Source organism: Janthinobacterium sp. 1_2014MBL_MicDiv, from assembly GCF_001865675.1.
Lineage (GTDB): Bacteria > Pseudomonadota > Gammaproteobacteria > Burkholderiales > Burkholderiaceae_D > Janthinobacterium.
Genome location: NZ_CP011319.1, coordinates 2,370,333 through 2,383,034 on the forward strand (window position 1 = coordinate 2,370,333; position 12,702 = coordinate 2,383,034).

General features: G+C 63.4%; 11 protein-coding genes. 7 read left to right on the forward strand and 4 right to left on the reverse strand.

All coding sequences use genetic code 11. The features are described from left to right. Nucleotides 1–229: 229 nt before the first annotated feature. Together YQ44_RS10375 and YQ44_RS10380 are read right to left on the reverse strand one after the other, a co-directional pair. The gene (locus YQ44_RS10375) at nucleotides 230–1,726 is read right to left on the reverse strand and encodes an HDOD domain-containing protein (protein ID WP_071323311.1); all 1,497 of its coding nucleotides are present in this window, start codon (nucleotides 1,724–1,726) and stop codon (nucleotides 230–232) included. Then, nucleotides 1,723–3,402: a putative bifunctional diguanylate cyclase/phosphodiesterase gene (locus YQ44_RS10380; protein ID WP_232251247.1), complete on the reverse strand. Its 1,680-nt coding sequence runs from the start codon at nucleotides 3,400–3,402 to the stop codon at nucleotides 1,723–1,725. The genes YQ44_RS10375 and YQ44_RS10380 overlap by 4 nt, the downstream gene beginning before the upstream one ends. A 432-nt stretch (nucleotides 3,403–3,834) precedes the next feature. Here YQ44_RS10380 and YQ44_RS10385 point away from each other — a divergent pair, with 432 nt between their 5' ends. The 4 genes from YQ44_RS10385 to YQ44_RS10400 all read left to right on the forward strand — a co-directional run bounded on the left by YQ44_RS10385 (nucleotide 3,835) and on the right by YQ44_RS10400 (nucleotide 7,246). Next, the gene (locus tag YQ44_RS10385; RefSeq protein WP_071323313.1) at nucleotides 3,835–5,517 is read left to right on the forward strand and encodes an isovaleryl-CoA dehydrogenase; all 1,683 of its coding nucleotides are present in this window, start codon (nucleotides 3,835–3,837) and stop codon (nucleotides 5,515–5,517) included. A gap of 190 nt (nucleotides 5,518–5,707) precedes the next feature. Next, entirely contained in the window at nucleotides 5,708–6,358 is a 651-nt protein-coding gene (upp, locus tag YQ44_RS10390; RefSeq protein ID WP_046682928.1) for a uracil phosphoribosyltransferase, read from the forward strand. Nucleotides 6,359–6,380: 22 nt separating this feature from the next. After that, on the forward strand, nucleotides 6,381–6,743 hold the full coding sequence (locus tag YQ44_RS10395; RefSeq protein WP_071323314.1) for an Hpt domain-containing protein: 363 nt from the start codon (nucleotides 6,381–6,383) through the stop codon (nucleotides 6,741–6,743). Between the two features lie 299 nt (nucleotides 6,744–7,042). Further along, nucleotides 7,043–7,246 (forward strand): cold-shock protein, encoded by a 204-nt coding sequence (locus YQ44_RS10400; RefSeq protein WP_010398811.1) that lies wholly within the window; start codon nucleotides 7,043–7,045, stop codon nucleotides 7,244–7,246. A 471-nt stretch (nucleotides 7,247–7,717) separates the two neighbouring features. Here YQ44_RS10400 and YQ44_RS10405 read toward each other — a convergent pair whose 3' ends face one another. Next, the gene (locus YQ44_RS10405; RefSeq protein WP_071323315.1) at nucleotides 7,718–8,629 is read right to left on the reverse strand and encodes a LysR family transcriptional regulator; all 912 of its coding nucleotides are present in this window, start codon (nucleotides 8,627–8,629) and stop codon (nucleotides 7,718–7,720) included. A 215-nt stretch (nucleotides 8,630–8,844) separates the two neighbouring features. Here YQ44_RS10405 and aceB point away from each other — a divergent pair, with 215 nt between their 5' ends. After that, complete coding sequence (aceB, locus tag YQ44_RS10410; protein WP_071323316.1) at nucleotides 8,845–10,443, forward strand: malate synthase A; 1,599 nt, start codon at nucleotides 8,845–8,847, stop codon at nucleotides 10,441–10,443. A 123-nt stretch (nucleotides 10,444–10,566) separates the two neighbouring features. Here the strand turns inward: aceB and gloB are convergent, their stop codons facing one another. Continuing rightward, a complete protein-coding gene (gloB, locus tag YQ44_RS10415) occupies nucleotides 10,567–11,376 on the reverse strand; it encodes a hydroxyacylglutathione hydrolase (RefSeq protein WP_071323317.1) in 810 nt (269 codons plus the stop codon). A 19-nt stretch (nucleotides 11,377–11,395) separates the two neighbouring features. Between gloB and YQ44_RS10420 the strand changes: the two genes are divergently transcribed. Continuing rightward, nucleotides 11,396–12,172, forward strand: coding sequence for a class I SAM-dependent methyltransferase (locus YQ44_RS10420; RefSeq protein WP_071323318.1), 777 nt, complete (start codon nucleotides 11,396–11,398; stop codon nucleotides 12,170–12,172). Continuing rightward, nucleotides 12,165–12,602, forward strand: coding sequence for a ribonuclease HI (rnhA, locus tag YQ44_RS10425; RefSeq protein WP_071323319.1), 438 nt, complete (start codon nucleotides 12,165–12,167; stop codon nucleotides 12,600–12,602). The genes YQ44_RS10420 and rnhA overlap by 8 nt, the downstream gene beginning before the upstream one ends. Nucleotides 12,603–12,702: the final 100 nt, after the last annotated feature.

Below are 12,702 nucleotides of genomic sequence, written 5' to 3' on the forward strand. Positions count from 1 at the left end.
GCCCTAATCCGACCTACGACCAGATCCGACCTACGACCTTGATGGTTGCTTTCTCGTTTAAGAACGACGCTTGCGACACCTGACAAAACCGTAACGAGCGGAAGGGAGAGGTGGCTGAGAAGGGCAACCGTATTTGAGTACGGTGAGCATCGCAGCCATGCAGGTCGGCTTAGCGTGTAGGTCGGATTAGCGCCTGCGCGTAATCCGACACCATTGCCGGCGTTTCCTGTCACGCCACCTTGTTTGCCACCAACTCCAATTGGTGGCGCATTTCCACCGACTGCACCAGCAACGCCCGGATATCGTTGATCAGGTTGAATTCCGTCTGGTTCAGCTGGATCGGCGGGAAGCTGTCGTCCCAGTCGCCGTACAGGAATCCCGTCGGGTGGCCGTTGGCCGACAGCGGCAGCACGACGAAGCTGCGCGCTTCCGACAGCGTGGCCTTCCACCATTGCGGCAGCTTGGCGGCGAATTTCGGGTCGCGCGCATTGTCGATGAAGATCACGCGGTCGCTATTGAGGGCCGCGTGGAAGACGTTCGGTTCATACGTGTCGCCAAACACCATCAAATCCTGCAGGTCGGCCATGCCTTCGCCCATGCTGATGCGCGCCGAATACAAGTGGTCCTTGTGGTTGCGCACGAACGCCACCGAGCGCGAAAAATCAAAGCCCTGGTGCAGCGTTTCCAGCGCCATCGAGACCATTTGCCCGGGACTGGCGCTGCCGATGGCGCCGCGCAGGTCGGCCAGGCCGCTGATCAGCACGCGGTTGCCCTCGGCGCGCATGCGCGTGGACGCCAGCTGGCGCGCGCGCCGTTCGGCCGGCTTCGACAGCGGCGCGATCGACAGGTCGGCCGCCGCCATCATCTTGGCCTTGTCCACCGCCACGCCCAGGTCGTTGGCGGCGATGCCCAGCGTGCCCGCATAATTGTCGATCAGCGCGTGCACCTGGGCCGCGCCGGCCGCATCGTCATGCCACAGCGAGTCGGCGCAGCGCGCCGCCATCGTCGACAGGCCCGCCATCCAGTCGGCGCCGCTGACGGGGGAATTGTCGGGCGACGGATCCATCGGGCGCATGCCGTTGATCAGGTGCTGCGGCAAGCCCCAGTGGGCGGCCGTGGCATAGCCCACTTCCGGCAGCGACAGGCCGAGGATCTCGCGCGCGGCGGCCGCCTCGTTGCCGGGCCCGGCGTGCGCCTGCATGCGGGCCCAGAAGTCCGTCATGTAGAACGTCACCATCATGCGGCCCAGGGTGTGCAGCATCGAGCAGACGACGGCCTGTTCGGCCTGCAGGCTGCCGGCGCTGGTGGCCACCTGCTGCGCCACCATGCCGGCCAGCACGGCCTTTTCCATTTCCACGTGGGCGCTGACGGAGTCCGGCGAGGCCTGCGACAGTTCCTCGATCAGTTTCAGGCCCAGCGCCAGGTGGCCGATGGCGTCGATGCCGAGCACCAGCACGGCTTTCGACACCGTGTTGACCCGCTGGCCGAAGGCCGAATACATGCCGCTGTTGGCCAGGCGCAGCACCTTGTGCGTGAGGACAGGGTCCGACAGCACCGTTTGCGTGATGTCGAATTCGTGGTCATCCTCGCCGCGCATGGCGCCGAGGATGGCGCTGATGGCCTTGGCGAAGCCGGGCATGTCGCCCTGCTGGCGCGTGCGCGCCCACAGCAGTTCCAGGGTGTTTTTGCCGAGCTGGGTCGGCGCCGTGAAATGGCCAGGGTTCATTGCACACCTCCGCGCAGCTCATTGGCAGGCGGCGTGGGCACCAGCGCCGCATAGGTTTTGTCGCTCAAGGCCGATAGCGCCGCGTGGGCCGGCATCGGTTTGCCCGTCAGGTAGCCTTGCACATAGTGGCAGCCGCGCGATTCCATGAAGTGCATCTGCTCCTCCGTTTCCACGCCCTCGGCCACCACGGACAAATTCAAATGCTTGGCCAGGTCGAGAATCGTGTTGCAGATGGCCGCATCCTTGCTCGATTCCGGCAAGTCCTTGATGAAGGTGCGGTCGATCTTCAGCACGGAAATGGGAAAGCGCTTCAGGTAGGCCAGCGAGGAATAGCCGGTGCCGAAATCGTCGATGGCGATGCGCGCGCGGCGCTCCGTCATCTTGCCGAGGATGGTTTCCGCGTGCACGGGGTCGATCATCAGCGTGCCTTCCGTGATTTCCAGCACCAGGTGTTCGCCGGAGAGGCCCGAAAAGGCGATGGCGTCGTCCAGCACGTCGAGGAATTTGTCGTTGCGGAACTGGCGCGGACTGATATTGACGGAGATGTACAGCGCCCGCCTGGCCACTTCCTGGAACTGCTTGAGCTGCACGCAGGCCGCCTTCAGGGCCCAGGCGCCCAGCAGGTTGATCAGGCCATTCGCCTCGGCGATGGGGATGAAGCGCACGGGCGGCACCAGGCCCAGGGTGGGGTGCTTCCAGCGCATCAGGGTTTCAAAGCCCTGGATCTGGCGCGTGTGGGCGTCGACGATGGGCTGGTAGAAGAGCAGGAATTCGCCTTCGCGCACGGCGTGGAACATGGCCGCTTCCAGCGAGATATCGTGTTCCGACGGGCCGTTCAGGCGCGGGCTGTAGACCAGGCAGCGGGCCTTGCCCGTTTCCTTGGCGCGCGACATGGCCGCATCGGCCAGCGCCACCAGCCGCACTTCGTCTTCCGCGTGCAGCGGATAGATCGCCACGCCGACGGATGCGCCAATGTAAATCGTGTGGCCATCGACCTCGAACGGCGCCTGCAGGGTGGCCAGCAGGCGGCCCGTCACCAGCTTGATCTGCGCGTCGGTGGCGCTGCCGGGCAGCACGGCGACGAATTCATCGCCGCCCACGCGCGCCAGGGTGTCGCTGTCGCGCAGGGTCTTGCGCAGGCGCGCGGCGGCCAGGCGCAGCACGGCGTCGCCGACCGGATGGCCGAGGCCATCGTTGACCTTCTTGAAGCCATCGAGGCCGATGGTGGCGACGGAAAAGCCCTGGCCCGAGCGCGCGGCCTGGGCGATCACCATGCGGATGCGGTCCGACAGCAGCAGGCGGTTCGGCAAGCCGGTCAGGGCATCGTGCGTGGCCATGTGGCGCAGCCGTTCTTCCGTGCTGTGCTGGGCCGAGGTGTCGCGCCCGACCACCAGCAATTCGGCGACGCCGGCCGCGTTCATATAGGAAGACAGGCGCAGTTCGAACCAGATTTCCTGGTCCGGCGTTTGCAGCCGCACTTCCAGGCGTCCCGGTTCGGCCAGGGCGTCTTCCAGTGCCGCTTGCAGCGCGGCGCGCGACGCTTCGGCCGCCAGCGGCAGCAGCAAATGGCCGCCCAGGCCATTGGCCGCGCCGAACAGGGTGGCCGCGCGTTTGCTGGCGAACAGGATCAGGCCGTCCGCATCGAGCCGGAACACGACGTCGCCTGCCTCTTCCATGAGGTTGTCCAACTCGTGGCGAGCCTCGCGGTGGGCGGCGGATGGGGTACTGGAAAACATCGTGCTGGCTTTTACCTTCTTTATCAGTGCCGGCTTCCGGCGCATTGCCGGGAGCCAACGGGAGTAGTGCGTAGGGCAGCTTGCCGCAATAGCAGGCTAGAGTGACTATGGGAACGCGATCCACACGAAATGTATCATTGAAAAGCACCCGAATACATGAAATAGAGCAACATTGCTTCAGGTTTTATAAATAATCCTGTCTTCCCTGAAAAAAATCAGGAAGCTTTTTGCGTGGCCCCGTTTCACCCCTCATCGCACCGCTGCGGCGCGCTTGCCCCGCCCGCGCGTTTGCGCTAGTCTGGCTGGCAGACGGGATGCACGGTGCGCCAGCGGCGGCGAGGGCGCCATGATAACAAATCGCGGGAGACAGCCATGAATGCCTTTGACACGCATGAAGTTTTCAACCAGGCGACGCCGTTCGAGAACGTCAACCTGTTCGCCTGCGATCCGGCGCTGATCGAGGCGCTGCTGCGCGAGGGCGGCGGCGCCGCGCTGCAGGAACTCGATGCGCTGGGCGAAAGGCTGGGCCGCGCCGAGACGATCGCGCTGGCGCGCCTGGCGAATATCCATACGCCGGAGCTGCAGCAGTTCGACCGCGCCGGGCGCCGCATCGACGAAGTGCTGTTCCACCCGGCCTGGCATGAGCTGATGGCCATCCTCGTCGGCGCCGGCGCGCATGCCTCGCCATGGGCCGCGCCCGGTCCGGGCGCCCAGGTGGCGCGCGCGGCCGCCTATCTATTAGTGGGGCAGCTGGAAAACGGCACGCAATGTCCGGTGACGATGACGTATGCCTCGGTGCCGGCCCTGCGCCAGGCCCTTGATCTGCCGCAAATTGCCGAGCGCTGGCTGCCGAAGATATTGTCGCGCCACTACGACCCCCGCTCGCTGCCCGTGGAGCAGAAGCGCGGCGCCCTGGTCGGCATGGGCATGACGGAAAAGCAGGGCGGCTCCGACGTGCGCAGCAACACGACGCGGGCCACGCGCGTGCCGCCGGCCGAGGCGCGCACCCTGTTTGGCGGGCAGGCGGACGGCGCCTGGCGCATCGTCGGCCATAAGTGGTTTTTTTCGGCGCCGCAAAGCGATGCCCATCTGATCCTGGCGCAGGCGGACGAGGAGGGGCTGTCGTGCTTTTTCCTGCCCCGCTTCCTGCCCGACGGCAGCCGCAACGCCATCCGCGTGCAGCGCCTGAAGGACAAGCTGGGCAACCGCTCGAATGCGTCGTCGGAAGTGGAGTTCGCCAACGCCTACGGCTGGCTGGTGGGCCAGCCGGGGCGGGGGATCCCCACGATACTGGAAATGGCCAGCCACACGCGCCTCGATTGCGTGCTGGGCAGCACCGGCATCATGCGCGCCGCCTTGAGCCAGGCGCTGCACCATGCGCGCCAGCGGGCCGCGTTCGGCAAGCCGCTCGTCGAGCAGCCGCTGATGCAGAACGTGCTGGCCGACCTGGCGCTGGAATCGGAAGCGGCCACCGCGCTCGCGCTGCGCCTGGCGCGTTGCTTCGATGAAAAGGACGATCCGCAGCAAGCCATGCTGGCGCGCGTGCTGACGCCGGCCGGCAAGTACTGGATCTGCAAGCGCGGCCCCGGCTTCGGCGCGGAAGCCATGGAAGTGCTGGGCGGCACCGGCTACGTGGAAGACGCGCCGCTGGCGCGCCTGTACCGCGAGCTGCCCGTCAACTCGATCTGGGAAGGCTCGGGCAACGTCATGTGTCTCGATGTCTTGCGCGCGTTCGGCAAGTCGCCGGCCGCGCGCGATGCCCTGGCGGCCGAGCTGGCGCTGGCCGGCGATGACGATGCCACGTTCGCCGGCTACCGCGCGCGCCTGCTGGCCGACCTGGACGGGGCGCAAACGGATGAATTTGGCGCCAGGCGGCTGGCCGAACGCATCGTGCTGGCCGTGCAGGGCGGCTTGCTGCTGCGCCACGCGCCGCCATGCGTCGCGCAAGCTTTCCTGGACTCGCGTCTGGCGCAGGCGCCGGGCGGCGCGTATGGCCGCTTGCCGGCCGGCACCGATTGCGCGGCCATCCTGGCGCGCGCGCTGCGCGAGTATTGAGGAGGGCGGGGCAGGACGCCGCGCTGGCCCCGCGCGGCGCGGAAAGCGGATTTTTGTATGCAATGTCGAAAATTCCGGCCACAGGCGGGCTGTGGGCTGGGATAATGCTGGAATCCATCATTTTATCGACGCACAGCGCGTTTGCGGCCATGCATGCCGCCGCGCCAGAGAGTAGAGAAAGAAAAATAACATGAAACAAGATCCACGCTTCCCCAATCTGTTCATTACCGACCATCCCTTGATCCAGCACAAACTGAGCCACATGCGCGAGCACGACACGTCGACGCGCACCTTCCGCGAATTGCTCAAGGAAATCACCTTGCTGATGGGTTATGAAATCACGCGCGACTTGCCGCTGACGACGCGCGAAATCAAGACGCCGCTGGTGACCATCGACGCGCCCGTCATTGCGGGCAAGAAACTGGCCATCGTGCCCATCCTGCGCGCCGGCATCGGCATGAGCGATGGCCTGCTGAACCTGGTGCCGTCGGCGCGCGTGGGCCACATCGGCGTGTACCGCGACCCGGCCACCCACATGCCCGTGGAATACCTGGTGCGCCTGCCGGACTTGAACGAGCGCACCTTCATCCTGTGCGATCCGATGGTGGCGACCGGCAATTCGGCCGTGTACGCCGTCGACGTGCTGAAGAAACGCGGCGTGACCGACGAGCAGATCATCTTCCTGGCGCTGGTGGCCGCACCGGAAGGCGTCACCGTGTTCCAGAACGCGCACCCGAACGTCAAGATGTTCTGCGCCGCGCTCGATTCGCACCTCGACGACCACGCCTACATCGTGCCGGGCCTGGGCGACGCCGGCGACCGTATCTTCGGTACCAAGTAAGCGTTTTCAGGCGAGTATCGCGATGGCAACCTTGATCGACCCGGATTTTCGCGCTCGTTTGCGCGCCTTGAACGACAAATATGCGGCTGGCGTGCCAGCCCTGATGCAAACGATTGCCCAAGCGCAAGCACGTTGCGATGGCGAGGGGCCGCGCCTGGAGCCGCTGACGGAGCTGCACCGTGCGCTGCACGCGGTGGCCGGCTCGGCCGCCACCTTTGGTTTCGCCGCGCTGGGCCAGGAATGCAGGCGCATCGAGCAGCTGGTGCGCGTGCTGCTCAACGAGCCGGGGCCGGTGCTGACCGAGTGGCCGGTGCTGAGCGCGCAGGTGGGGGCGCTATTGCGCTGGGCGGAGCGCGATGCGGCCGCCACCCACTTCACTGCCTGAACGACCGCGTCATAGTGGGTGTGGTTGCAATGATTCATTTGATACAACGCAAAGCCCCCGCGTCGTAGATTAGGATATAGTGTGTCCATGCCGCTGGTACAGGGCGCCGCAAGACGGGGATTTGGCTATCAAAGTAGTGTTCGCAAGTTTATTTTGCGAAAGAATGGTTTTTCTCAGTTTTGTTGGTATAATTGGGCATCGTTGGATTCGAGGTAGTAGTGCAGTTTGTCTGTCATTTCTTTCTTGCTTCAAACGATATAACGGGCGCAAGCCCAACTTAACTGAAATAGGAAATTGTAATGGCAACTGGCATCGTAAAATGGTTCAATGATTCGAAGGGTTTCGGCTTTATTACCCCTGACGAAGGCGGCGAAGATCTGTTCGCTCACTTCTCGGCTATCCAGTCGAACGGCTTCAAGTCCCTGCAAGAGAACCAACGCGTTTCTTTTGAAGTGACCGCTGGCCCTAAAGGCAAGCAAGCTTCGAACATTCAGCCAATCTAATACGCTGGATCAAACGAAATAAAGAAATCCTCGGTCTCCGAGGATTTTTTTTCGCCTGAATTTCCGTAAGGCATGGGTTTTATGTGTTTTACGCGGACATTTTGCCCGTGCGCAGTCATTTGTCGGGCGGCTGCGCTGCAGCGTCGGGCGGGCAGGTCGGCCTGGCGCTTATGCGTATGCCTGCCTGCCCGCATTTCCCTGTCGTCACTGGGCTGGGAGGCGTCGGCTTAGGCTGCGCCATGCCGACCTGCGCCGCTGCTTGTCGCCGCTTTGTCTCATTGCTGACGGGCAAGCCTGCCTGGTCAGCGCAACTCTCCAAGCCGAGCTCTACGGCTTCTCCCGCTGACGTCTCGGCGCCGGACAAAGCCGTCGCGAGCGGAAGACAGGGGGGGCGAGAAGCGCAACGTAGTAAAGACCGGTGAGCATCGCCGGCCGCCTATGCCGATGCGCAGCAGGTTTGGTCTCGCATCCTCAGAAAGCCGGTTCGCGCCAGTAATCGGCTTGCGAGTACGCATGCCGCAAAAAATCCACGAATGCCCGTATGCGCAGCGGCAAATGGCGGCGCTGGGCAAACACGGCGTAAATGTCGTTGCCCGGCGCGGCGAACTGGTCCAGTACCGTCACCAGCTGGCCAGAAGCGATCTCGGCACCCACTTCCCACATCGAGCGCCACGCCAGTCCCTTGCCCGCCAGCGCCCAGTCGTGCAGCACTTCGCCATCGTTGCACACCATGTTGCCCGCCACCTTTAAAATCACATTCTTGCCGTTTTCGCGGAAGGTCCAGCCGCGCTGGCTGCCTTCGCTGCTGATTGCCAGGCAATTGTGTTTCGCCAGGTCGGCCGGGATGCGCGGCGTGCCCGCCCGTTTCAGGTAGGCGGGCGAGCCGACCAGCACGCGCTGGTTGTCGGCCAGCTTGGTGCTCACGAGCGAGGAATCGGACAGGCTGGCGATGCGGATGGCCACGTCGATGCCTTCGCCGATCAGGTCGACGAGGCGGTCGTTCAGGTTCAGCGATACCGTCACGTCGCGGTGCTCGGCCACGAATGAGGGGATCAGCGGCGCCACGTGCTGGCGGCCGAAGCCGGCCGGCGCGGAAATGAGCAGATGGCCGCTGGCTTTCACGCTGCGCTCGGCCACGGCCGCTTCCGCCTCTTGCAGCTCGCCGAGGATGCGCTGGCAATCCTCGAGGAAGGCGGCACCTTCATTCGTCAGCGCCAGCTTGCGCGTCGTGCGCTGCAGCAATTTGACGCCCAGACGCTGTTCCAGGGCATCGAGGCGGCGGCCTATCATGGCCGGGGCGATGCCTTCCGCGCGCGCGGCGGCCGACAGGCTGCCCTTGGCGACGACTTCCACGAACGTCGATATTTGTCTGAACTGGCCCATGCTTGTTCTCGTTATGTCGTCACTTGTGATAAAAACGCATAGATGAAGTGATTTTTAGTCTCGTTTCCATGCCTTATAGTGCAATACTATAGAACAAAAGCGCCGCCCGGCAGAGTGTTTTCGCGTCTCTGTCCAGCTTGCCCGCACAGTCGTTCGGCTTATACTTGGATCACCAGATTACCTTTGCTTATATTTACTAAAAACCGGAGAACTTCATGACGCAGAGCACAATCCCCCTTCCCGAAGGCATGCAAATCACGGGCGCCATCGCCCCCGGCTACGAACAGATCCTGACGCCCGATGCGCTGGCGCTGGTGGCCAAGCTGACGCGCGCGTTCGAGCCGCGCCGCCAGGAATTGCTGGCCGTGCGCGTGGAGCGCGCCAAGCGTCTCGATGCGGGCGAGCGTCCCGATTTCCTGCCAGAAACCGCACACATCCGCGACGGCGACTGGAAGATTGCGCCGATCCCGAAGGCGCTGGAATGCCGCCGTGTGGAAATTACCGGTCCCGTCGAGCGCAAGATGGTCATCAACGCGTTCAATTCCGGCGCCGACAGCTACATGACGGACTTCGAGGATTCGAACACGCCGAACTGGGACAACCAGCTGACGGGCCAGATCAATATGTTTGACGCCGTGCGCAAGACGATTTCGCTCGAGCAAAATGGCAAGTCGTACAAGCTGAACGACAAGATCGCCACCCTGGTCGTGCGTCCGCGCGGCTGGCACCTCGATGAAAAACACGTGCTGGTCGATGGCAAGCGCATTTCGGGCGGCATCTTCGATTTCGCCCTGTTCATGTTCCATAACGCCAAGGAGCAACTGGCGCGCGGTGCCGGCCCGTATTTCTACCTGCCGAAGATGGAATCGCACCTGGAAGCGCGCCTGTGGAACGACATCTTCGTCATGACGCAAAATGAGCTGGGCTTGCCACAGGGCACGATCAAGGCCACCGTGCTGATCGAAACCATCCTCGCCGCCTTCGAAATGGATGAAATCCTGTACGAACTGAAGGAGCACAGCTCGGGCCTGAACGCGGGCCGCTGGGATTACATCTTCTCGTGCATCAAGAAATTCAAGCTGGACAAGGATTTCTGCCTGGCCGACCGCGCCAAGGTCACCATGACGGCGCCATTCATGCGCGCCTACGCCTTGCTGCTGCTGAAAACCTGCCACAAGCGCGGCGCACCGGCCATCGGCGGCATGGCGGCCTTGATCCCGATCAAGAATGATCCGGAAAAGAACGACATCGCCATGGGCGGCGTGCGCAACGACAAGGCACGCGATGCCACCGACGGCTACGACGGCGGCTGGGTCGCCCATCCTGGCCTGGTAGAACTGGCCATGGGCGAGTTCACGAAAGTGCTGGGCGACAAGCCGAACCAGATCGAAAAGCAGCGTCCCGACATCGACGTCAAGGCGTCGGACTTGCTGAATTTCCAGCCGGAAGCGCCGATCACGGAAGCGGGCTTGCGCTACAACATCAACGTGGGCATCCACTACCTGGGCAGCTGGCTGGCCGGCAATGGTTGCGTGCCTATCCACAATCTGATGGAAGACGCGGCCACGGCCGAGATCAGCCGCTCGCAAGTGTGGCAGTGGATCCGTTCGAGCAAGGGCGTGCTGGAAGATGGCCGCAAGGTGACGGCCGAGATGGTGCGCGCCATGATTCCGGAAGAGCTGGCGAAGGTGCAGCGCGATGCGCCAGGCGGCGACGGCCCGACTTACGTGCGCGCCGGCCAGATTTTCGAGGAAATGTCGACGTCGGAGTCGTTTGCTGAATTCCTGACCTTGCCGCTGTACGAAGAAATCTGATCCTGATCAAGAGCTATGTAAAAAAATCCCGGCAGATGCTTTTGGCGCTGTCGGGATTTTTGTATTGATGTCTGCGCGCCTGACAACACCGTCGCGACGTGCGGCAGGTTTGCTCAGGTGTCCTCAGAAATTATTCTTCCACATGCGCAGTGCGGCAAACGCTTCCACCGGCGAGGCGTCGGCGGCCAGCTTGCCTTCCACCTTCAGGCTGGTCAGGATGGCCGGTTCGCGGTAGCGCAGGAAGGGGTTCGTCGCTTTCTCCAGTGCAATGGTCGACGGCACGGTGGCCAGGCCTTGCTGGCGCTTTTCCGTGTCGATGGCGACGCGCTCCTGCAGGGCCAGGTTGCCCGGCTCGACGGCGCTGGCGAAGCGCAGATTGGACAAGGTGTACTCATGCGCGCAAAATACCTCGGTATCGTCGGGCAGGGCGGCCAGCTTGCCCAGCGAATCGGCCATCTGACCCGGCGTGCCTTCGAACAGGCGGCCGCAGCCGCCGGCAAACAGCGTGTCGCCGGAAAACAGCCATGGGGCGCTACCGCGCTCGTCGCGCTGGCGCACATAGGCGATATGGCCCTTGGTGTGGCCGGGCACGTCGATGACCGTCAGCTGCAAGCCCAGCTCGGGCACATAGGCGACATCGCCTTCGGCAAGCGGTTCCGTGATGGCTGTGATAGCCTCATTGCGTGGGCCGAAGACGGGCACGGCGAAATGCTGCAACAATTCAGGTACGCCGCCCGTGTGGTCGGCATGGTGGTGCGTGAGTAAAATGGCGGACAGGGTCAACTGATGGGTTTTAAGCGCATCGAGGATGGCCATCGCATCGCCGGGGTCGACGACGGCGGCATGGCGGCCATCATGGATCAGCCACAGGTAGTTGTCGGCAAAGGCGGGCACGGCAAGTACCGATAAAGCGTGTTCAGGGGAATGGGTCATGAGTCAAAGAGAAAACTGAATGGACAGTGTGGCATCCGAAAAATCCATTATAGCGCTTGACGGCTGGCTGCAGACGCCGGCCGGTCTGTACGTGCGTGCCTGGGAGCAGCAATGCCTCGACAGCCTGACGGTCGACATCTTCGGTTTTAACGCGGTGCAGATCGGCTTGCCCCAGCTCGACGCGCTGGCCGCCAGCCGCATGCCGAACAAATGGCTGCTCGATTCGCGGCTGCCGTCGCGCCCGCCGCAAGAGAGCCGTTTGACCCTGGTGGCCGCTTTCGACGAGCTGCCGTTCGACTCGCAAAGCCTGGACCTGGTGGTGCTGCCGCACGTGCTCGAGTTTGCCGCCGAGCCGCACCAGGTTCTGCGCGAAGTCGAGCGCGTGCTGATACCGGAAGGGCGCGTGATCGTCTGCGGCTTCAATCCGGCCAGCCTGTGGGGCGCGCGCCAGGGCTTGAGCCGCGTGACGGGCCGCCATTACCTGCCGCAGGCGGGCGAGCTGATCTCTATGCCGCGCATGAAAGACTGGTTAAAATTGCTGAACATGGGCGTCAGCCAAAGCCATTTCGGCTGCTACGCGCCCGCCTGCAAGACGGAAAAATGGCTGCGCCGCAACGCCTTCATGGACAAGGCCGGTGCGCGCTGGTGGCCATATCTGGGCGCAGTGTATATAGTGCAGGCGATCAAGCGCGTCAAAGGGATGCGTTTGATCGGTCCGGCGTGGACCAAGAAACCGGCGACGGCGCCCGCAGGCGCACCGGTCACGAATAAAAGGCGGGAACAGCAAGATGGATAAGGTAGAAATTTACGCCGATGGCGCATGCAAGGGCAATCCCGGCACGGGCGGCTGGGGCGCGCTGATGGTCGCCGATGGCGCCAAGAAAGAAATTTACGGCGGGGAACTGAATACGACGAATAACCGCATGGAATTGAAGGCCGTGATCGAAGCCTTGACGGCGCTCAAACGCCCCTGCCAGGTCGTGATGTATACCGATAGCCAGTATGTCCAGAAGGGCATCAGCGAATGGATCCACGGCTGGAAGGCGCGCGGTTGGAAAACCGCGGCCAAGGCGCCCGTGAAAAACGTCGACCTGTGGCAGGCGCTGGACACGGCCCAGGCCGTCCATGAGGTCGAATGGCGCTGGGTGCGCGGCCACAATGGCCATCCGGGCAATGAGCGGGCCGATGCGCTGGCCAACCTGGGCGTGGAAACCGTACGCGCCTGAGAACGTCCTGCCAAACCTGCTGCGCGTCGCGCCTTGCGGCCTGTGATGCTGACCGTAGCTGCGTACGGTTGCGCTTCTCGACCACAAATCACTGCCGCTT